General features: G+C 71.8%; 13 protein-coding genes and 2 pseudogenes. 11 read left to right on the top strand and 4 right to left on the bottom strand.

All coding sequences use genetic code 11. From position 1 onward, the window contains the following. The 5 genes and pseudogenes from ACZ6D7_RS22045 to ACZ6D7_RS22025 all read left to right on the top strand — a co-directional run. Window positions 1–450 (top strand): LLM class oxidoreductase (locus tag ACZ6D7_RS22045; protein ID WP_469493011.1); only part of this gene is annotated, 450 nt, incomplete at its 5' end. After that, the gene (locus ACZ6D7_RS22040) at window positions 447–1,061 is read left to right on the top strand and encodes an FMN reductase (RefSeq protein ID WP_469493001.1); all 615 of its coding nucleotides are present in this window, start codon (window positions 447–449) and stop codon (window positions 1,059–1,061) included. The genes ACZ6D7_RS22045 and ACZ6D7_RS22040, both read left to right, overlap by 4 nt. 315 nt (window positions 1,062–1,376) lie before the next feature. After that, entirely contained in the window at window positions 1,377–2,093 is a 717-nt protein-coding gene (locus ACZ6D7_RS22035; RefSeq protein ID WP_469492997.1) for an acetate uptake transporter family protein, read from the top strand. Between the two features lie 845 nt (window positions 2,094–2,938). Beyond that, a complete protein-coding gene (locus ACZ6D7_RS22030) occupies window positions 2,939–3,412 on the top strand; it encodes a nuclear transport factor 2 family protein (protein WP_469492994.1) in 474 nt (157 codons plus the stop codon). A gap of 323 nt (window positions 3,413–3,735) precedes the next feature. After that, window positions 3,736–6,010: pseudogene (locus tag ACZ6D7_RS22025) on the top strand (Tn3 family transposase); the annotation flags it as partial. Between the two features lie 111 nt (window positions 6,011–6,121). Here ACZ6D7_RS22025 and ACZ6D7_RS22020 read toward each other — a convergent pair. From ACZ6D7_RS22020 to ACZ6D7_RS22010, 3 genes and pseudogenes are all read right to left on the bottom strand, one after another. Then, window positions 6,122–7,402: pseudogene (locus ACZ6D7_RS22020) on the bottom strand (MFS transporter); the annotation flags it as partial. After that, entirely contained in the window at window positions 7,399–7,935 is a 537-nt protein-coding gene (locus ACZ6D7_RS22015; RefSeq protein WP_466670332.1) for an ArsR/SmtB family transcription factor, read from the bottom strand. The pseudogene ACZ6D7_RS22020 and the gene ACZ6D7_RS22015, both read right to left, overlap by 4 nt. 222 nt (window positions 7,936–8,157) lie before the next feature. Continuing rightward, window positions 8,158–8,670, bottom strand: coding sequence for a recombinase family protein (locus ACZ6D7_RS22010; protein WP_469492990.1), 513 nt, complete (start codon window positions 8,668–8,670; stop codon window positions 8,158–8,160). A 29-nt stretch (window positions 8,671–8,699) separates the two neighbouring features. Between ACZ6D7_RS22010 and ACZ6D7_RS22005 the strand changes: the two genes are divergently transcribed. The 5 genes from ACZ6D7_RS22005 (at window position 8,700) to ACZ6D7_RS21985 (ending at window position 15,994) form a co-directional block, all read left to right on the top strand. Next, a complete protein-coding gene (locus ACZ6D7_RS22005) occupies window positions 8,700–10,373 on the top strand; it encodes an NAD(P)/FAD-dependent oxidoreductase (RefSeq protein ID WP_469492987.1) in 1,674 nt (557 codons plus the stop codon). Window positions 10,374–10,384: 11 nt separating this feature from the next. Further along, complete coding sequence (locus tag ACZ6D7_RS22000) at window positions 10,385–11,887, top strand: ATP-binding protein (RefSeq protein WP_469493074.1); 1,503 nt, start codon at window positions 10,385–10,387, stop codon at window positions 11,885–11,887. After that, complete coding sequence (locus ACZ6D7_RS21995) at window positions 11,884–12,237, top strand: UBP-type zinc finger domain-containing protein (RefSeq protein WP_469492985.1); 354 nt, start codon at window positions 11,884–11,886, stop codon at window positions 12,235–12,237. Before ACZ6D7_RS22000 ends, ACZ6D7_RS21995 begins: the two co-directional genes overlap by 4 nt. A 73-nt stretch (window positions 12,238–12,310) precedes the next feature. Then, entirely contained in the window at window positions 12,311–15,280 is a 2,970-nt protein-coding gene (locus ACZ6D7_RS21990) for a helix-turn-helix transcriptional regulator (RefSeq protein ID WP_469493070.1), read from the top strand. A 189-nt stretch (window positions 15,281–15,469) separates the two neighbouring features. Then, window positions 15,470–15,994 (top strand): hypothetical protein, encoded by a 525-nt coding sequence (locus ACZ6D7_RS21985; RefSeq protein ID WP_469492982.1) that lies wholly within the window; start codon window positions 15,470–15,472, stop codon window positions 15,992–15,994. A gap of 49 nt (window positions 15,995–16,043) precedes the next feature. Here ACZ6D7_RS21985 and ACZ6D7_RS21980 read toward each other — a convergent pair whose 3' ends face one another. Beyond that, on the bottom strand, window positions 16,044–17,834 hold the full coding sequence (locus tag ACZ6D7_RS21980; RefSeq protein ID WP_469492980.1) for a M4 family metallopeptidase: 1,791 nt from the start codon (window positions 17,832–17,834) through the stop codon (window positions 16,044–16,046). A 389-nt stretch (window positions 17,835–18,223) separates the two neighbouring features. Here ACZ6D7_RS21980 and ACZ6D7_RS21975 point away from each other — a divergent pair, with 389 nt between their 5' ends. After that, on the top strand, window positions 18,224–19,429 hold the full coding sequence (locus ACZ6D7_RS21975; RefSeq protein WP_469492977.1) for a serine hydrolase domain-containing protein: 1,206 nt from the start codon (window positions 18,224–18,226) through the stop codon (window positions 19,427–19,429). The last annotated feature ends 5 nt before the right edge of the window (window positions 19,430–19,434 follow it).

Raw genomic sequence — 19,434 nt, 5'->3', positions numbered from 1 at the left:
CGGGCCCGGTACGCCCACTACGGGCACGGCACACCCGAGCAGGCCATCGTCGGCCTGGGCGGTCAGGTGTTCATGCGGAAGAACTCCCAGGACGCCGTCCGCGAGTTCCGCCCGTACTTCGACAACGCGCCGGTCTACGGGCACGGGCCGTCCCTGGAGGACTTCACCGAGCAGACCCCGCTGACCGTCGGCACGCCCGAGCAGGTCATCGAGAAGACCCTGTCCTTCCGCGAGTACGCCGGCGACTACCAGCGCCAGCTGTTCCTCCTCGACCACGCCGGACTGCCGCTGAAGACGGTCCTGGAGCAGCTCGACCTGCTCGGCGAGGAGGTCGTGCCGGTGCTGCGCGAGGAGTTCACCAAGGGGCGCGCGGCCGGGGTGCCGGACGCGCCCACCCACGCGTCCCTGCTCGCCGCCGCCTCGGAACCGGAGAAGGTGACCGCCGCATGAAGCTCGTCGCCGTCTCGGCGGGGCTGAGCGCCCCGTCCTCCACGCGGCTGCTCGCCGACCGGCTCACCGATACGGTCCGCGATGACCTCGCCGACCATGGCCACGAGGTGGAAGTCGACGTCATCGAGCTGCGGGCCGTGGCCGTCGCCATCGCCAACAACCTCGTGACCGGATTCCCCCCGCCACAGCTGGCCACCGTGATCGAATCGGTCACGGGCGCCGACGGCCTGGTCGCCGTGACGCCGGTGTTCACCGCCTCGTACAGCGGGCTGTTCAAGTCCTTCTTCGACCTGATCGATCCGGAGGCCCTCACCGGCAAGCCGGTCCTGATCGCGGCAACGGGGGGCACGGCCCGCCACTCGCTGGTCCTGGAACACGCCCTGCGCCCGCTGTTCGCCTACCTGCGCGCCGACGTCGTCCCCACGGCGGTCTACGCCGCGTCCGAGGACTGGGGCTCCGGCGGCGACGCCTACACGCAGGGCCTGCCCGCACGCATAGGGCGGGCAGGCGGGGAGTTGGCCTCGCTCCTGGCCGCCAGGGCAGCCGATCCGGTACCCGAAGACGGCATCACCCCGTTCGAGAAGCAGCTCTCCGATCTGCGCTTCGACTGAGCGCCCTCCATCGCATTCCCGTCGGTCAACAGCACCTGGTATACGGCTTCAAGAGAATCTCATCGCCTCCCGGGATGGCCCGACCACTCACCTGGCCGGCGGGGCACCGCGAGCGTCACAACACGCCATGTGCAGCCGCATGAGGACTGCCTCCCTCACGGCATGACGATCACGGGCACGATGCTGCCGCCTGGTGCCGCCGAGCCCGCTCGACTGCTTGCACCCAACACGAAGGCCCCGACGGCGTCGTCGATGCACCAAGCCCCGGCTCGCCCCTTTGCCCCCTTGCAGGCACGACCCACAGGAGAGCTCGCCATGAGCACCAGTCCCGAATCATCCCCGGAGCGGGCCGAGCCGACGGGCCGGCACTTCGAACCGGACCTGCGTCCGATGACCCGCATCAATCTCCGCCCCATCGCCTCCCCGATGCCGGTCGGCTTCTTCGCGGTGGCGATCGCCTCCGTCATCGTTGGAGGGATGCAACTGGGCTTCTTCGGTGACGGCGCCCATCGGGCGGTCGCCCTGACGATCCTGCCGGCCTTCATCCTGCAACTGATCGTCAGCATCCTGGCGTTCGGGGCGAGGGACGTGCTCGCTGCGACGCTCATGGCGTGCTTCTCCGGAACCTGGCTGGCGAACTCCCTGGTGCTGGCCCTCGAACCTCCGTCAGGCGCCGAGGTGCTCGGCTTGCTCAACCTCGTGTTCGCCGTCTTCGCCCTGCTGATGGCGACCGTCGCGCACCGCAAGCGGGTGATGTGGTTCGTGCTGTGCGTGGCCGTGCCGCGTTTCGCGGTCGCGGCGCTCTTCAACTTCACCGGTGCCGCCTGGCTCGGCTATGTGTCCGGGGCCCTCGGACTGCTCCTCGCGGGTGTGGCCATGTATGCCGCGTTCGCGCTCATGCTGGAGGACATGAGGGGCGAGGAGGTCCTGCCCGTCGGACGTCGGGGCCCGGCGTACGACGCAGTGGAAGGCGACCTGTCCGTGCAGCTGCGCAACCTCGAACGTCAGGCAGGCGTCCGGCGCTCCCTGTGAGGCTGCGAACGCATGGTGTGGGAAGCACCGTGAGGGCGTTATGGGCAGCGACTGACCGCCGCTCGCTCCGGTCCGGCGCCCGCTCGGTGCGTACCCCCGTACACGCGGACGGCCTTCGACTGCTCATGTGCTCGGCCAAGACTCTCCCCGCTCGCTGTGGACGGCTCGCACGAGGCGTACGCGGCGCCCGTGCGGTGTTGACCCCTGGATTCCGCGGCGCTTCGAGAGAGGGAGGAGTCAACGCGTCCCCGAACATCGCCCGACGGGGCCGGTAGCGCGTCGCTCGCGTTCCGGGGCCGGGTTCCGCTCGAGCGCACTGGCCGGATCCGCCTGGACAAAGGCCCGGACCGCCGCCCGCCCCCGAGCGGAGACATGACCCCGGCTGCCTCCTGAGTGCGTGCCGGCAGTTCACGACTCCGGCGGTCGCAAAGGCCGCCTCACCCGGCACCCCGGGCAGCTGCCACGGCACCTCTCCCAGGTCCTGGGCGAGCAGGTCCGCGCCAAGTCCGGACTCGGCGCCCCCGCCGACAGCGACACGTTACGGCGAAGGATCACGACGCCCCAACGCCGCGTGATCGACCTCCGGGACGAGCCGGGCGAACCCCGCAAGCACTCGACGCGCCGCCCCCCGGAAGTACCGCTCCAGAGGCCGAGGCGCCTCGCGCGATGGCCCGACAGGGACAAGGCCGCCAGTCCGATCGTGGTCGTGTCGGCCTTGCGCGAGAACCATCGTTCTCGTACGGTTGTGATGGACGCTGAGAACGTTCGTTCTCGCGATGGTCCATCCACGCCAACGGAACCCGCACCCCGCCGACGGCGATACCGCACAGACCCAAGGAAGCGACATGGCTGACGAAGCACGCCCCCCGTTCCCGCCGTTCACCCGGGAGACCGCCATCCAGAAGGTCCGCCTGGCGGAAGACGGCTGGAACACCCGCGACCCGCAGAAGGTCGCCCTCGCGTACACCGTGGACTCGCGCTGGAGGAACCGCGCGGAGTTCGCCACCGGCCGCGACGAGATCATCGCCTTCCTCACCCGCAAGTGGAACCGGGAGCTGGAGTACCGGCTCATCAAGGAGCTGTGGGCCTTCGACGGCAACCGCATCGCCGTGCGCTTCGCCTACGAATGCCACGACGATTCACGCAACTGGTTCCGTTCCTACGGCAACGAGAACTGGGAGTTCGACGACAACGGCCTGATGCGACTGCGCTACGCCTGCATCAACGACCTCCCCATCAAGGAGTCGGAGCGCAAGTTCCACTGGCCCCTCGGCCGCCGCCCCGACGACCACCCCGGCCTGAGCGACCTCGGCCTCTGACCGCCCTGCCCCGCGCCGTGAATCCGGGCCCGACGCCGGATCCGTGGCGGGGTCGTCCGTGCGTGAGCCGTACCTGCGGCAGGGGTCGCCGCACACCTGGAGGGCCTTGGGCCCAGGATTCCCTCGCAGGCCTTGAAGACCCTCTCACCTGCGGTGAGCGCGGGGGGTTGCTCCGGATCTCGGCTGTCCCCCTCATCCCTCTTGCGCTGCCACCGCAGGCCGGACGGATTGCCGGTTCGGCGCCGCGAGTGCCGCGGGACCGCCGTCTCGGCCCCGACGCCGACCCGGTCCAGGGCCGAGGGCGCCCGTGAGCTGGCCCGCGGCTACTGACGGCGGTGGTGCGCCAGCTGGAGGCGCAGGCGGTCGACGACGCGCTGGACCTCTTCGCGGTGCTGATGGCGAACCGGCTGATCAGCCCCGCGCGGCGGGCCTCGGAGCGCGAGCGCCTGGCGATGCTGCCGCAGTTGGAGAAGGCCGCGCGCATCCTGGCAAAGGCGTCGAAGATCCTCACCGAGGAGCTGGACCTGGTCGCCACCCACGACGCGGACCTGGACGTCGCCGCGCTGTGGGCGGCGGTGGAGGAGGCCGTGCCGCGCACGGCGGTGGCCGGTGCGGTCGCGACGGTGGAGGCCCTGGTGCCGGAGGACGACGGGTCGGCCGAGGCGGCGATGCGCGAGAAGCTCGGCCTGCGCTACAACACCGTGCGCCCGTTCCTGTCCCTGCTGGGTGAGTCGGAGGCGCTGGACGCGGCCCCGGCAGGACGGCGCATCCTGAAGGCGGTGCGCCGCCTGCCCGCCCTCTCACGCCGCCGGGTCAAGGACCGGCCGCTGCTGCCCCGCGAGGTCGACGTCGACTCGGTGCCCGCGACGTGGAAGCGGGCGGTGTTCTCCAACGCCAAGCTGCCCGAGGGAGCCGTCGACCGCGACGCGTACGTCGTGTGCGTGCTGGAACAGCTGCACCGCGCCTTGAACCGGCGCGACGTCTTCGCCGCTCCCTCGAACCGGTGGGCCGACCCGCGCGCCCGGCTGCTGGACGGCCCGCGGTGGGAGGCGATGCGCACGGACGTGCTGGCGGGCCTGTCCCTGACCGAGGACGCGGGAGAGCACCTGGCCCAGCTGACCCGCGGACTCGACGCGGCTTGGCGGCAGATGGCCGACCGCCTGGAGGAGGCCGGCGCCGGCGCGAAGGTGGAGATCGTCGTCCCCGAAGGCGGGGGACGTGCCCGGCTGAGCGTGGACAAACTCGGCGCGGTGGGCGAACCGGAGCCCTGACCTGGCTGAAGACCACCACCGAGGCCATGCTCCCCAGGATCGACCTACCGGACCTGCTGTTCGAGGTCCATTCCTGGACCGGCTTCCTCGACTCCTTCGGCCACGTCTCCGACCGCCGCACCCGCATGGAGGGCCTGCTCGTCTCCCTGGTCGCCCTTCTGGTCTCCCAGAGCTGCAACATCGGCCTGACCCCGGTCATCGACCCGAACAACAAGGCGCTGACCCGCCACGCCTCTCGCACGTCGACCAGAACTACGTGCGCGCAGACACCATCGCCGGGGCGAACGCCGCGCTGATCGGTGCCCAGTCCCGCATCGAGCTGGCCCAGATATGGGGCGGCGGCCTGCTCGCCTCCGTCGACGGCCTGCGCTTCGACGTCCCCGTCAAGAGCATCAACACCGGGCCCTCGCCCAGGTACTACGGCTACAAACGCGGCGTGACCTGGCTCAACGCCGTCAACGACCAGGTCGCCGGGATCGGCGCGATGGTCGTGCGCGGCACCCCGCGCGACAGCCTCTACACCCTGGACACCCTGCTGAACCTCGACGGCGGCGTGCGCCCGGAGATGGTGGCGACCGACAACGCCTCCTACTCCGACATGGCGTTCGGCCTGTACAAGATGCTCGGCTTCCGCTTCGCCCCACGCTTCCGCGACCTGGCCGACCAGCGATTCTGGCGAGCCGACCTGCCCGGCGGCGAGGAGCCGGCCGCTGGGTACGGGCGGCTGGAGGCCGTGGCCTGCAACAAGGTCAACCTGAAGAAGATCGCCACGCACTGGCCGGACATGCTCCGGGTGGCCGGGTCGCGCATCACCAACCAGGTCCGGGCCTACGACCTGCTGCGGATGTTCGGCCGCGAAGGGCACCCGATCCCGCTGGGGGCCGCGTTCGCCGAGTACGGGCGCATCGACAAGACCATGCACCTGCTCGCCCTGGTCGACCCGGTCGATGACACCTACCGCCGGCTGATGAACCGGCAGCTCACCGTCCAGGAGTCGCGCCACCGGCTCGCCCGTGCGATCTGCCACGGCGGCCGCGGGCAGATCCGCCAGGCGTACCGCGAAGGCCAGGAAGACCAGCTCGCCGCTCTCGGCCTGGTCCTCAACGCCGTGGTCCTGTGGAACACCCGCTACCTGGACGCCGCCGTTGCCCGGCTCCGTGCCGAGGGCCACGACATCAAGGACGAAGACGTCGCCCGCCTCTCCCCGCTCAAGGACCGGCACATCAACTTCCTGGGCCGCTACCTGTTCAACATCAAAGCCAGCGGTCCCGGCCAGGGCCTGCGCCCCTTCCGGGACCCGGACGCCGCCGAGGACGACGAGGATTGACGGCCAGCGCACCCGACCGACCTGGCCACTCGTTGCGCCCCGCGGGGGCCTGGCACCCGACGCACCCGACGTGTTGTGACGCCTTCGCGGCAGGCGCCACAACACGTCGGGTGCACTCTCCTGGGCGGGACCCTTGGATGCCGGGTGATCCGGCCCGCCGGCCGGGGCGGCGGCCCGCAGCGCCGCTTCGACCCGGCGGTTGCTGGTCATGGTTGCCGTGACGGCCGTCATCGCCAGGAGGAGGACGGCGGCGGCGTAGAGCGGGGTGCGGATGTCGTAGGTGGTGGCCAGCCAGCCGCCGAGGAAGGCCCCGATGGGGGCGGCGCACATGGCCAGCATGCGGGAGGTGGAGGCGACCCGGCCCATAAGGTGGGCCGGGACGATCGCCTGTCGGAGGGAGGGCCCGAGCACCATCGTGGCGCCCATGCCGGCCCCGCAGACGGCGAGCGCCAGCCCGGCCACGTACGGGTTCGGGGCAGCGGCGAGGCCCAGGATGGCAAGCCCTTCGACGGCGGCTGTGCAGGTCAGTGCGGTGCCGGTGCCGAGTCGTCGGCCGAGGTAGGAGGCGATGCCTGCACCGAGCAGGCCGCCGGTGGCCTCCGCCGTGAGGAGCAGGCCGAAGCCGTAGGTGTCGATGCCGAGGCGGTCGTGCGCGAAGAGGGCGAGGACGGTCTCCACAGCGAGGAAGGCAACGTTCCCGACCGCCGGGCGGAGCGCGAGCCCGAGCAGCAACCGGTCCCGGAAGACGTACGAGGCCCCGGCCCGCGCCTGCCGAAGCAGCGACTCGCGGACCTTCGGCACGGGCCGTGGCATGGCGGGAAGCGACCGTACGAGCAGTGCGGAGAGCATGAACGACACCGCGTCGGCGAGCAACGGAACCGCACGCCCGAGCGCGAGCAGCGCACTGCCCGCAGGCGGCCCCGCGAAGCCGGACATGGCGGTCTGGGCTCCGCGCAAGCGAGAGTTGGCTCGCTCCAAGAGTGCGGGGTCGCGGCCGAGTAGATCCGGCAGATAGGCCGTGGCGGCCGTGTCGAAGAAGAGTCCGCCGAGGCCGAGCAGGAAGGCGACGGCCGCGAGCAGCGGAATGCTCAAGCCGTCGAGCGCTGCCGCTGCCGCCGGTATCGCGAGCAGCACCGCACGCGCCGCGTCCATGACCCACATCGTGCGCCGGCGGTCCCAGCGGTCCACCAGCGCGCCGCCAAGCACCCCGAAGAGCAGCCACGGCAGCGTCCCGGCGGCCGTGACGACGGCGAGCGCCATCGGATCCCGCGTCAACGTCAACGCGAGCAGCGGCAGCGCGGCATGCGACACCCCGTCACCGAGCGAGGACACCGTCTGCGCAGTCCACAGCCGTCCGAACCCGGTCGGCAACTTCCGGACGTCTGAGGTCACTTGGCGCCTCCCTCAGCCTGCTCGCGCGGTGCCGGGTGAAACAGTGCGAAGACGAGTGACGCGTCCGGCAGCGACGGATCGGACAGCTCCCGGTACTCGTCCGCCAGTGCCTGCAGCCGCGCCCCCAGCTGCGCGAACTGCTCCTCGGTGAGCCGCAGATGCGCCATCCGTACGTGCCGCTCATCCACCGGCGACGCCTCCAGGTCCGCCACCGCATGCCGCATCAGCACATCCGGCCCTCCCTCGCCCGGATCCGGCAGCACGATCGACCGCGCGGCCATCGCGTAGTACCGCTCGGTGACACCCCGCACCTTCCGCGTCCGCACCACCTTCACCAGGCCGGCCCGCTCCAGCAGCCGCACGTGATAGCTGGAACTCCCCTTCGCAAGGCCCACCCGCTCGGCGATCTGCGTAATCGTCGCCGGCTCAAAGCGGAGCACGGCCATGATCCGGTGGCGCGTGAGATTGGAGATGGCGCGCAGCTGCTCGTCCGTGGTGACGTGAAACGTCTCGGGAAGATCATCGGTAGGCATACGAGCAATGGTCAACGATTCTTGACCATTGAGCAAGGGGATTTCGCGTAAACCTCCAGAGTCTTGCCGCTCGAGCGCGAGACCTTCTGTCAAAGCCCCCCACCCGCTGGCGATCCTGGGAGCTGTCAAAAAACCTTGGCACTCTCAAGGGATCAACGCACCACCCACGGATGATCATGTGATCGTGGAGGCACAGGTGCGTGACTACGGGTCTTCGCCAGCTCAACAGAATGAGATCTGGAGACGCTGGCGCGAAGGACAGTCGTTCAGCTTGATCGGGCGGGCGCTCGGGGCACCCATGCAGCACGTCCGTCGGTTCCTGTACCAGAGCGGCAGCATCCGCCTCACCCCGCAGACGCGGTCAGAGCGACAACTGAGCGGCACCGAGCGTGAGGAGATATCCTCCGCCTCCGCCGCGTCCACCAGGGCCACGCCCCGGCCGGTCTCACGGGCAAGCCGGGACACCTCCCACAGCACCAGCACGTCGCCCGGCCGTCCGAACGCGCCGGTCTCCAGGTCGGACAGCAGCTTCTCGAAGTCGTCGCGGATCCTGGTCGCGAACTTGGAGGCGCTGCCCGTGTCCTTGTACGCCTCGCCCCACGTCCACGGCCCGTGCTCCTCCCCGGCCGTGAGGTTGTCGCGGTGCTGGTCGGTGATCGATCGCGCCGCCTTGCCCTTGCCCTTGCTGACCCGCAGGTACTCAGGTGCTGCCCGGATCGCCGTTGCCGTCGCCATGGCCCCTCCCCGTCACGTACGGTCGTTCTATGGCACCTGAGAGATCTACCGTAGGTGTAATCATGACCGTGGACGACGACCCGGGAGTCTCCCGTGCCGTCGCCCGTGACCTGCGGCGCCGCTACGGCGCCTCGTACCGGATCGTGCGGGCCGAGTCCGGCGAGTCCGCGCTGGACGCGCTGCGCGAGCTGAAGCTGCGCGGCGACCTGGTGGCCGTGATCCTGGCCGACTACCGGATGCCGCAGATGAACGGCATCGAGTTCCTGGAACAGGCGCTGGACGTCTACCCGGGGGCCCGGCGCGTGCTGCTGACCGCGTACGCGGACACGAACGCGGCGATCGACGCGATCAACGTGGTCGACCTGGACCACTACCTGCTCAAGCCCTGGGACCCGCCCGAGGAGAAGCTCTACCCCGTCCTGGACGACCTGCTGGAGGCCTGGCGCTCCAGCGACCACCGTCCGGTGCCGGCCACGAAGGTCGTCGGGCACCGCTGGTCGGCGCGCTCGTCGGACGTCAGGGAGTTCCTGGCCCGCAACCAGGTGCCGTACCGCTGGTACTCCGCCGACGAGCCCGAGGGGCGGCGGCTGCTGGCCGCGGCCGGTCAGGACGGGCAGCGGCTGCCGCTGGTGATCACCGCGGACGGGACCCCACTGGTCGCGCCGGACGCGCCGGAGCTGGCCGCGAAGGTCGGACTGGCGACGACACCGACGGCCGACTTCTACGACCTCGTCGTCATCGGCGGCGGTCCGGCGGGGCTCGGCGCGGCGGTGTACGGGGCCTCCGAGGGCCTGCGCACGGTGCTCGTGGAGCGGTCGGCGACCGGCGGGCAGGCCGGGCAGAGCTCCCGGATCGAGAACTACCTCGGCTTCCCGGACGGCGTGTCCGGCGCCCAGCTCACCGAGCGGGCGCGCCGGCAGGCGGCGAAGTTCGGCGCCGAGATCCTCACCGCGCGCGAGGTGACGGGACTCGAGGTCAACGGGTCCGCGCGGGTCGTACGGTTCTCGGACGGCTCGGCGGTGGCCGCGCACAGCGTGATCCTCGCGACGGGCGTGTCCTACCGGCAGCTGACGGCGCCCGGCTGTGACGACCTGACCGGCTGCGGGGTGTACTACGGGTCGGCGCTCACCGAGGCGGCCTCCTGCCAGGGGCACGACGTGTACATCGTGGGCGGCGCCAACTCGGCCGGGCAGGCGGCCATGTACCTCGCGCGGGGCGCCAAGTCGGTGACCCTGCTGGTGCGCGGGGAGTCACTGACGGCGTCGATGTCGTACTACCTGATCCAGCAGATCGAGGAGTCGTCCAACATCTCCGTGCGCGCCCGCACGGTCGTCGAGTCGGCGCACGGCGACGGGCACCTGGAGCGGCTGACCCTGCGGGACGTCACGACCGGGGAGACCGAACTCGTCGACGCGCAGTGGATGTTCGTGTTCATCGGCGCGGCCCCGCTGACCGACTGGCTGGACGGCACGGTGCTGCGCGACGAGCGCGGGTTCATCCTGGCCGGGCCCGACCTCACGCCCGACGGACGGCCGCCGGGCGGCTGGGAGCTGGACCGGCCGCCGTACCACCTGGAGACCAACGTTCCCGGCGTGTTCGTGGCGGGCGACGCGCGCGCCGAATCCGCGAAGCGTGTCGCGTCCGCCGTAGGAGAGGGAGCCATGGCCGTGATGCTCGTCCACCGGTATCTGGAGCAGTCGTGAACGGGCAGCCGATGCCGTGCGCGCCGGCCGAGATCGGCACGCTGTTCCTGTTCGAGAAGCTCTCCCCCGAACAGCTGGGACGGCTGTGCGGTGAAGGGCGCGTGGAGCGGTTCGAGGCCGGGCCGGTGTACACCGAGGGTGATCCGGCCACCTGCTTCTACGTGATGCTGGAAGGCACGGTCGTGCTCTACCGCCGGGTCGGCGGGGACGACGTCGAGGTCAGCCGGACCTCGCAGCGCGGGGTGTACGCGGGGGCCATGCAGGCGTACCTGGGGGACCGGGTGCCGCAGGTCTACAACAACACGATGCGGGTCACGGAGCCGACGCGGTTCTTCGTGCTGCCCGCCGAGTCGTTCGCGGCCGTCATGCGGGAGTGGTTCCCGATGGCCGCGCATCTGCTGGAGGGGCTGTTCTTCGGCTCCAAGAACACCCAGCGGGCCATCGGCCAGCGTGAACGGCTGCTCGCCCTGGGCTCGTTGTCGGCGGGGCTCACGCACGAGCTGAACAACCCCGCGGCGGCGGCCGTGCGGGCGACGGCCACGCTGCGCGAGCGGGTGGCGAAGATGCGGCACAAGCTCACGGTGATCGCCTCCGGCGGGTACGACCCGGTGGTGCTGACCCGGCTGATCGAGATCCAGGAGCGCACGGCCGAGCTGGTCGCCAAGGCGCCGGTGCTGAGCCCGCTGGAGGCCTCCGACCGGGAGGACGCGCTCACCGACTGGCTCGACGACCACGGCATCCAGGAGAGCTGGCGGATCGCGCCGACCTTCGTGCAGGCCGGGCTCGACGTGGACTGGCTGGAGCAGGTCGCGGACGCGGTGGAGGCGGACGTGCTGCCGGGTGCGATCGGGTGGCTCAACTACACCGTCGAGACCGAGCTGTTGATGGACGAGATCGACGACTCCACCAACCGCATCTCCCATCTGGTGGACGCCGCCAAGCAGTACTCGCAGCTCGACCGCGCCCCCTACCGGGTCGTCGACGTCCACGAACTCCTCGACAGCACCCTGCTGATGCTCTCCGGGAAGATCGGACAGCGCATCGAGGTCGTCAAGGAGTACGACCGGACGCTCCCGGAGGTGCCCGCGTATCCGGCGGAGCTGAACCAGGTGTGGACGAACCTCGTCGACAACGCCGTGTTCGCGATCAACAGCGACGGCGGGGACGGCACGTTGACCGTGCGGACGGCGCGTGAGGGCGACCGGCTGCTGGTGGAGTTCCGCGACACCGGTCCCGGTGTTCCGCCGGACGTCCGCGGCCGCATCTTCGATCCCTTCTTCACCACCAAGCCGGTGGGCGAGGGCACCGGGCTCGGCCTGGACATCTCCTGGCGGATCGTCGTCAACAAGCACCACGGCAGCCTTCAGGTCGAGTCGGTGCCGGGCGACACCCGATTCCAGGTCCTGCTGCCGCTGACCGCGCCCGAACCCGAGACAGATCCCGGGACCGGGACAGATCCCGGAACCGATCCCGAGAGCGCGCCCGAACCCGACCCTGCCGAGGAGCCCGTATGACCGACGGCAACGCGATCGACCCGAACGTCCCGCCCAGCGGCCCCGGCTGTGGGGACTGCGACGCGGTCGGCGGCTGGTGGTTCCATCTGCGGCGGTGCGCGAGCTGCGGCCACGTCGGCTGCTGCGACTCCTCCCCCGCCCAGCACGCCACCGCCCACTACAAGGCCACCGGACATCCCGTCGTGCGCAGCTTCGAGCCGGACGAGGAGTGGTTCTGGGACTACTCCACGAACGAGATGTACGCGTCGGGGCCCGAGCTGACACCTCCGGCCCACCACCCGAAGGACCAGCCGGTCCCGGGGCCGGAGGGACGGGTTCCGGCGGACTGGGCGAGCTCCTTGCACCGGTGATCACACTTCCTCCCTGGTCGCGGGCCGCGTTGTCGGTGGTGCGTGCCAGGATGGAGGGGTGTCGCAGACTGTGATGACCAGCCCGTTCGTCGGCCGGGCGGAGGAGCTGGCCCGGCTCTCCGATGTGCTGGAGCGGGCCCGTGCCGGGGAGGCCCGGGCGGTGCTGGTCGCCGGGGACGCGGGGGTGGGCAAGACGCGTGTGCTGGACGAGGTCGCGGCGCGGGCCGCGCGCTCCGGCATGACGGTGCTGACCGGGCACTGCGTCGACCTCGGTGACATCGGGCTGCCGTATCTGCCGTTCACGGAGATCCTGGGCGCGCTCGCCGCCGACGATCGGTTCGCGGCCGTCGTCGCCGGGCATCCGGTGGCCGACCGGCTGCTGGGCGCGGGCACGGATCCCGCGAGGGACGACGACGGTCCCCGCGCGCGTGCCGGCGGCGGGGACGGGCGGGCGGTGCTGTTCGAGGGGATGGCGGGCCTGCTCGCCGACCTGTCCGACATCGCGCCGCTGCTGCTCGTCCTGGAGGACCTGCACTGGGCCGACCAGTCCTCCCGGGACCTGCTGCGTTTCCTGCTCAGCCGGGGCCTGCTGCAACGGCCGGCGGGCGGCACCCCCGCGCGCCGGCTGGCGATCCTGGCCTCCTACCGCACGGACGACCTGCACCGCCGGCACCCGCTGCGCCCGCTCCTCGCCGAGCTGGTGCGGCTGCCGGCCGTGGACCGGCTGGAGCTGCGGCCCTTGGCGGACGCCGAGGTGACCCGTCTGGTGCGCTCCCTGGAGGAGCGGCCGCTGCCGGAGGCCACGGTGCGCCGGATCGTGGAGCGCGCCGAGGGCAACGCCTTCTACGCGGAGGAACTGCTCGCGGCGACGGACGCGGAGGCCGGCGGTGTGCCGAGCGGGCTGGCCGACGTCCTCCTGATCCGGGTCGAGCAGCTCTCCGACACCGCCCAGCAGGTGCTGCGCACGGCCGCGGTCGCCGGGCGGCGCGTGGAGCACGACCTGCTGCGGGACGCGACGGGCCTGCCCGAGGAGGAGCTGGAGGCGGTGCTGCGCGAGGCGGTCGGCCGGCAACTGCTCGCCCCGGGCGACAAGGACACGTACGCGTTCCGGCACGCGCTCGCCCGCGAGGCGGTGTACGCGGATCTCCTCCCGGGTGAACGGTCGCGGCTGCACGGCACATTCGCGCGGCTCCTCGCCGGCCGGGGCCACCGTCCGGAGACCGCCGCGGAGCGCGCCCACCACTACCGGGAGAGCCATGACTCGGCGGAGGCCCTCGCCGCCTCGCTGGAGGCCGCCGACCACGCGCAGCGCGTGCGGGCGCCCGCCGAGGAGCTGCACCATCTGGAGGCCGCCCTGGACCTGTGGGCGGCGGTCGACCCGTCCGCCCGCCCCTCGGGCGAGGGCGGCGACCGGGTCACGCTGATGCTGCGGGCCTCGGCGGCGGCCGCGCACGCCGGTGAGGCACATCGCGCGGTCTCCCTGACCCGGGCCGCGCTGGCCGGCATCGGCCAGGACGCCGACTCCGAACTCGCCGCACGCGTGCGGTACACCCTCGCCGGCACCCTGATGAACGTCGACAGCCTCACGTCCGCCTTCGCCTACAGCAGCGAGGCGCTGGCGCTGATCCCCGCCGACCCGCCCTCGCCGACCTGGGTGTGGGCGGCGTCCACCCATGTTCTGGCGGCCCGTCAGATCGGGGACAACGCGACCGCCCTGAGCGTCGCCCGCCGTGCCCTGAGCATGGCCGAGCGGCTGGACCTGGCGGACGCCCGGGCCGACCTGCTGATCTCGCTGGCCGCCATGGAGGGGGACGGCCGCCGCTCCCCCGAGGCCCGCGAGCGGCTGAAGGAGGCCCGTGAGCTGGCCAGGGGCGCGGGCAACGCCCCGGTGGAGATGCGGGCGCTGTTCTCGCTGGCGATCGCCTGCTACGAGGCCGGGGAGCTGGAGGAGTGCCTGCCCTGGCTGTCCGAGGGTCTGGACCGCGCCCGCCGCGCGGGTCTGCGCTCCTCGCCGTACCCCCTGGAGATGCGCTACCTGAACCTGCTGCTGCTCCACACGCTGGGCCGCTGGGACGAGTGCGTACGGACGGCGGCCGCCGACGTCGCCGTCCTGCCCGCCGCGGGCGGGTACACGGTGGGCCCCGCACTGTACGTCGCCCTCGCGCGCGGCGAGAGCGAGGAGGCCGTGGCCCGGGCCCGGGCGCTCACGGAGGGCCGCTTCGACTGGATGGCGACACTGGTCGCGGCCGTCGTGCTGACCGACGCGGCGGCCCAGCGCGGCGACGCCGAGGAGGCGGTGGCGCGGGTGCGGTCCTCGGTCGAGGCCCTCACGGACGAATCGGGCATGCTCCCGGACGTCACGGTCCGGCTGGCGGCGCTGGCACTGGCGGCGGTCGCCGACGCGGCGGCCACGGCCCGGGCGGACGGCGACGACACGGCCGTACGCCACTGGTCGGACGTGGCGGTCGAACTGCTCGGGTCCGCGCGGACGGTGGCCGTGCGCGGGAGGACCGGTGCGCCGCAGGGTCCGGAGGGCAGGGCGTGGCTGGCGCGGGCCGAGGCGGAGGTGGTGCGGGCCACCACGGGTGCGGACCCGGTGGCCTGGGAGCAGGCTGTGGCCGCGTTCGGCTACGGCGATGTGTACGAGCTGGCGCGCTGCCGGCTGCGGTACGCGGAGGCCCTGCTGGCGGCGGGGCGGCGCGAGGAGGCGGCGGGCGAGGCGCGCGCCGCCCGGGAGACGGCCCTGCGACTGGGTGCCGTACCCCTGCGGGAGCGGCTGGACGCGCTGATACGTCGAGGCCGGCTCGGGGACTCGCCGGCGGACTCGCGGGACCGGGCGGTCGCGCTCACCGCGCGGGAGCGGGACGTGCTGCGGCTGCTCGCGCTCGGGCGCAGCAACCGCCAGATCGGCGAGGAGCTGTTCATCAGCGGGAAGACGGCGAGTGTCCACGTCTCCAACATCCTCGGCAAGCTGAGCGCGGCGAGCCGGACGGAGGCGGTGGCGATCGCCTATCGGGAGGGGCTGCTGGTCATGGAGCGCTGACGGTTCCGGCTCCGTTTCGGTTTCGGCTCCGGTTCCCGCTCCGGTTCCTTCGGGCGCGTTGCAGCCGGCCACGCGCCCCCTGACGCTTCCTCACACCCCTGGCAGGCGCGGCGAACCACCGTCGTGGGCATACAACCAGCCCATACGCTCACGGATCTCAGCCGTCGTACCGCAGGCCCCGGGAGACCCGTGAACCACCGCACGACCGCAGCCGCCCTGGCGTCCTGTGCACTGGCCGTCGCCGCCCTCACCGCCTGTGGCTCCGGAGAGCCGGCCGCGAGCCCCAAGGAACCGGCGTCGGCGGGGACGGCCCCGGCGGCGGCGACCCCGCGTGCGGAGGGCTCCACGGCGTCCGGTGAGCCGGGCGGCGGCACCCCTTCGGCCCCGACGACGAACCCGCCGTCCGGCGGCCAGGAGGGGGCGGGGGCCACGGCCGCCGCTCTCCCACCGCGCCCCGACCGCGACGGCGAGGCCGCCTACGTCCGGGCGCTGACCGCGATCGATCCGGACATCGTCCACGACAAGGAGGACAAGGCCGTCGAGCGCGGCCGCGCCCAGTGCGCCACGATCCACGACTTCCCCGGGGACCGGGAGAAGCAGATCGGCACCGCCATGCGGCGCTTCATTTCTCCCGGTCACCCCGAGGGCTTCGGCCGGGCCAGGACCACCCGGATCGTGGACGCCGTACACCTCAACCTCTGCCCCGACTACTGACGGGGGCGCGGGGGGCCGTCGGCGTCCGGCGTGCCGTCAGCGCGTGCCGTCAGCGCGTGGCGGGCGGCACGTTCGCGGAGGTGACGTTGACGCCGGCCCAGGCCTTGTTCACCGTCTTGAACTCCGTGCTGTTCTGGCCGTAGAGGTCCCGGGCCGCCTTCAGCGTCGCGACGCGCGCGTCGTGGAAGTCGGTCGAGGAGACCATGTAGCGGGTCAGGGCGCGGTAGAAGATCGCGGTGGCCTTGGCGCGGCCGATGCCCTTCACCGTGGCGCCGTTGTAGGTCGGCGAGTCGTAGGTGACGCTGCCGATCTTCTTACGGCCGCTGCCCTCGGCGAGCAGGTAGTACGCGTGCGAGGAGACGCCGGAGCCGGCGTGGACCTCGGCGTTGTACACCTGCGGCGACCAGTAGTCGATCGCGCCTTCGAGGACGTCCAGGGACGGCTTGTCGAGGCGGCGCAGGAACTTCTGGTCCAGACCCAGCTTCTCGCCGATCAGGTAGTTCGGCGGGTTCTTGGGGTTGTTGGTGCTGAACTCGACCGCGGAGGCGAAGATGTCGGCGAGGGACTCGTTCAGGGAGCCGGGCTCACCGTACTGGTTGCCCTCGTTGTCGACGTAGGTCGGCTCCAGACGGGCGGTGGCGTCGACGACGCCGTGGGTCAGCTCGTGGCCGGTGACGTCCAGGACGACCAGCGGCTTCTTGATCTCCCGGCCGTCGCCGTCGCCGTAGAGCATGCAGCCGCAGTCCGGGTACCAGAACGCGTTGCCCACCTTCTTGCCGAAGTGGACCATGGCGCGGGCGCCCTTGCCGTTGTTCGCGACGCCCTTGCGCCCGAACGTCTTCTTGTAGAAGTCGAGCGTCTTGGTGATGCCGTACTGGGCGTCGACGGCGGCGCTGACGCGGCTGGAGACGGCGCCGTTGCCCCACTTGTTGTCGGTGTCGGTGAACTTCTTGCCCTGGGCGAAGTTCCCCAGCTCCAGGTTCTTCGCGTCGCGCGTCTCGGTGCCCCAGCGGGTGGGGTCCTTCAGCAGGTAGCTGGTGCGCGCGGTGCGGGTGGTGGTCAGGGGGACCTTGCCCACGAAGAGGGAGCTGCCCGTGCCGTTGGCCGTGGCCGGGTAGCGGGCGGCGGCGGCCGCGCCGGACGACGCGGTGAGGCCGGCGGACAGGGGCGCGTTGCCGGTGGCCGGGTCGAGGGTCTCGCCGCGCTCGCGCAGGCTGTCGACCAGGGCGGGCGAGAGGAACTCGTCGCTGTCGGGCGTGTTGCTGCGCACCTTGCCGGTGAGGGCGTCCACGACGACCGTGCGGGAGCCGGTCTCGGCGGTGGAGCTGTCGGTGACCTGGATCCGGTAGGCGAGGGCCGAGGCGCCGCCGCGGGCGTCGACCACGAGTTCGGCGCTCTGCGCGTCGCCCTTCGCCACGGCGGCGGCCTTCTGCTCGGCCTGCCGGGCCGTCAGCTTCGCCTTCGCGGCGGCGGGGTCGACGGTGTGCTCGGCGGCGCGGGTGACACCCGCGTAGGCGAGCTGCCGGGTGAGGTGGACGACCAGGTCGCCGCCGAGGACCGGCATGCCCTGGTGGGTCCGGACGAACCGGACGTGCCGGGCGCCCTCGGGGTCGATCATGACTTCCTGCGACTGCAGTTCGTCGTCCTGGCCGACGCCGGTCGCGGCCGCGTGGGCGAGCGCGGCGGCGCGGGCGGCCCGCACCACGTCGGTGGCCTGCGCACCGGCCGTGGCCGTGGCGGTGGCCCGGTCCTCCCCCGCGAGGGCCGTGCCGGTCAGACCCGTCGCGGCCGTCGCCACGGTGACGGCGATCGCCAGGGTGCGTATGTGTGCTCTGCGCACTGGTGAGGGTTCCTTCGTTCGGGCGGCCGGCGGCGCCGACCGCCGCGGTACATGGCGCTGTTGGTTGCCAAGGGGGCTGGTCGGGCCCCGAAAGGCAACCCTTACGGATGAGTCATGTTCATGTAAAGCGGAAATCGTCGCCTTATGCGGCTTTCGTCGCGATACTGGGCACGTCCTCGACGCACGGTGGTCGCCGGGCGCCCAACTGTGCGTCGCCTGTGGAGATGTGACATGACGGAAGTAGGTTGCCTCGGGTGAATGTGACCGATCTCGCATCGACGACCGACCGGCGGAGACCGTCGACCACCGACCGGCAGAGACCGTCGACGACCGACCGGCGGGGACGACGGAGAAGGGCCGCGACGGCGCTGTGCGCGGGGGCGGCTCTGATGTCCCTGCTGCCGCTGCCGACCGCCCATGCCGCACCGCGTCCCGCGGTCTCCGCCGCCGCGCCGCCGAAGCCCGACCTCACCGGCCTCAAGGGCGTGCTGCGCACCGCGGTCGGCCAGGGCGCGCCCGGCGCGATGGCGCGCCTCGACGACCACGGCACCGTGCACCACCTCGCCGTGGGCGTCTCCGACCGGCGCACCAAGAAGGCCCTGAGCAACGCCGACCGGTTCCGCATCGGCAGCGTCACCAAGACGTTCTCCGCCGTCGTGCTGCTCCAGCTCGTCGACGAGGGGAAGCTCGACCTGGACGGGCCGGTCAACCGCTATCTGCCGGGGCTGCTGCCCGACAGCCGGATCACCGTCCGGCACGTGCTGAGCCACCGCAGCGGCCTGTACGACTACAGCAACGACCTGTTCGCCCGGTCCGTCTCCGGCTTCGAGGCGGTGCGCATGAAGGTCTTCACCTACCGCCAGCTGGTGACCCGTTCGCTGAGCCACCCCCGCACGACGGCGCCCGGCGGCGCCTACTCCTACTCCAACACCAACTTCGTCGTCGCCGGACTTCTCATCGAGAAGCTGACCGGTCGGCCCGTGGGCACCGAGTACCAGCGCCGCATCATCGATCCGCTGAAGCTGCGCGACACCTTCTACGTCCACCCCGGCACGGCGATCCCGGGCCGCCACGCGAGCGGCTACCTCACCCCCGACACACCAGGCACCCCCCTGGTCGACGCGACGAAGCAGACCGTGTCCTGGGCCCAGAGCGCCGGTGCCCTCATCTCCAGCACCAAGGATCTCGACACGTTCCTCTCGGCCCTGCTGCGCGGCAAGCTCACCTCCGCCGACGCGCTCGCCCAGATGAAGCGGTGGGTCCCGGCGGGCACCACCCAGGCGTACGGCCTGGGGCTGCGGCGCCGCAACCTGTCCTGCGGGGTGTCGGTGTACGGCCACACGGGCGCCGTCCAGGGCTACTACACCTACGCGTTCACCTCGAAGGACGGCAGGCGCACCCTGGCCGCGCTCGCCAACGCCTCCAACAGCACCGCCGTGCACAACACGATGCTGCGCACCCTGGAGTCGGCGTTCTGCGGCAGGGCCACGAGCACCCGCGAGATCAAGGCGCCCTACGAGCAGTCCGAGGACATCGCGCCGGACGTCACGCCGGGCCTCGCTCCGGACGTCGCGCCGGACACCGTCCGCCCCTGACCGCG

It is taken from the genome of Streptomyces sp. NPDC041784 (assembly GCF_055591025.1).
This window is presented reverse-complemented; position numbering and strand designations above follow the sequence as displayed.

What these genes read in the sequence shown, in the direction of transcription:
- ACZ6D7_RS22040 (WP_469493001.1), top strand. Translation starts at nt 447, where the DNA reads ATGAAGCTCGTCGCCGTCTCGGCGGGGCTGAGCGCCCCGTCCTCCACG.
- ACZ6D7_RS22035 (WP_469492997.1), top strand. Translation starts at nt 1,377, where the DNA reads ATGAGCACCAGTCCCGAATCATCCCCGGAGCGGGCCGAGCCGACGGGC.
- ACZ6D7_RS22030 (WP_469492994.1), top strand. Translation starts at nt 2,939, where the DNA reads ATGGCTGACGAAGCACGCCCCCCGTTCCCGCCGTTCACCCGGGAGACC.
- ACZ6D7_RS22015 (WP_466670332.1), bottom strand. Translation starts at nt 7,935, where the DNA reads ATGCCTACCGATGATCTTCCCGAGACGTTTCACGTCACCACGGACGAG.
- ACZ6D7_RS22010 (WP_469492990.1), bottom strand. Translation starts at nt 8,670, where the DNA reads ATGGCGACGGCAACGGCGATCCGGGCAGCACCTGAGTACCTGCGGGTC.
- ACZ6D7_RS22005 (WP_469492987.1), top strand. Translation starts at nt 8,700, where the DNA reads ATGGCACCTGAGAGATCTACCGTAGGTGTAATCATGACCGTGGACGAC.
- ACZ6D7_RS22000 (WP_469493074.1), top strand. Translation starts at nt 10,385, where the DNA reads ATGCCGTGCGCGCCGGCCGAGATCGGCACGCTGTTCCTGTTCGAGAAG.
- ACZ6D7_RS21995 (WP_469492985.1), top strand. Translation starts at nt 11,884, where the DNA reads ATGACCGACGGCAACGCGATCGACCCGAACGTCCCGCCCAGCGGCCCC.
- ACZ6D7_RS21990 (WP_469493070.1), top strand. Translation starts at nt 12,311, where the DNA reads ATGACCAGCCCGTTCGTCGGCCGGGCGGAGGAGCTGGCCCGGCTCTCC.
- ACZ6D7_RS21975 (WP_469492977.1), top strand. Translation starts at nt 18,224, where the DNA reads ATGTCCCTGCTGCCGCTGCCGACCGCCCATGCCGCACCGCGTCCCGCG.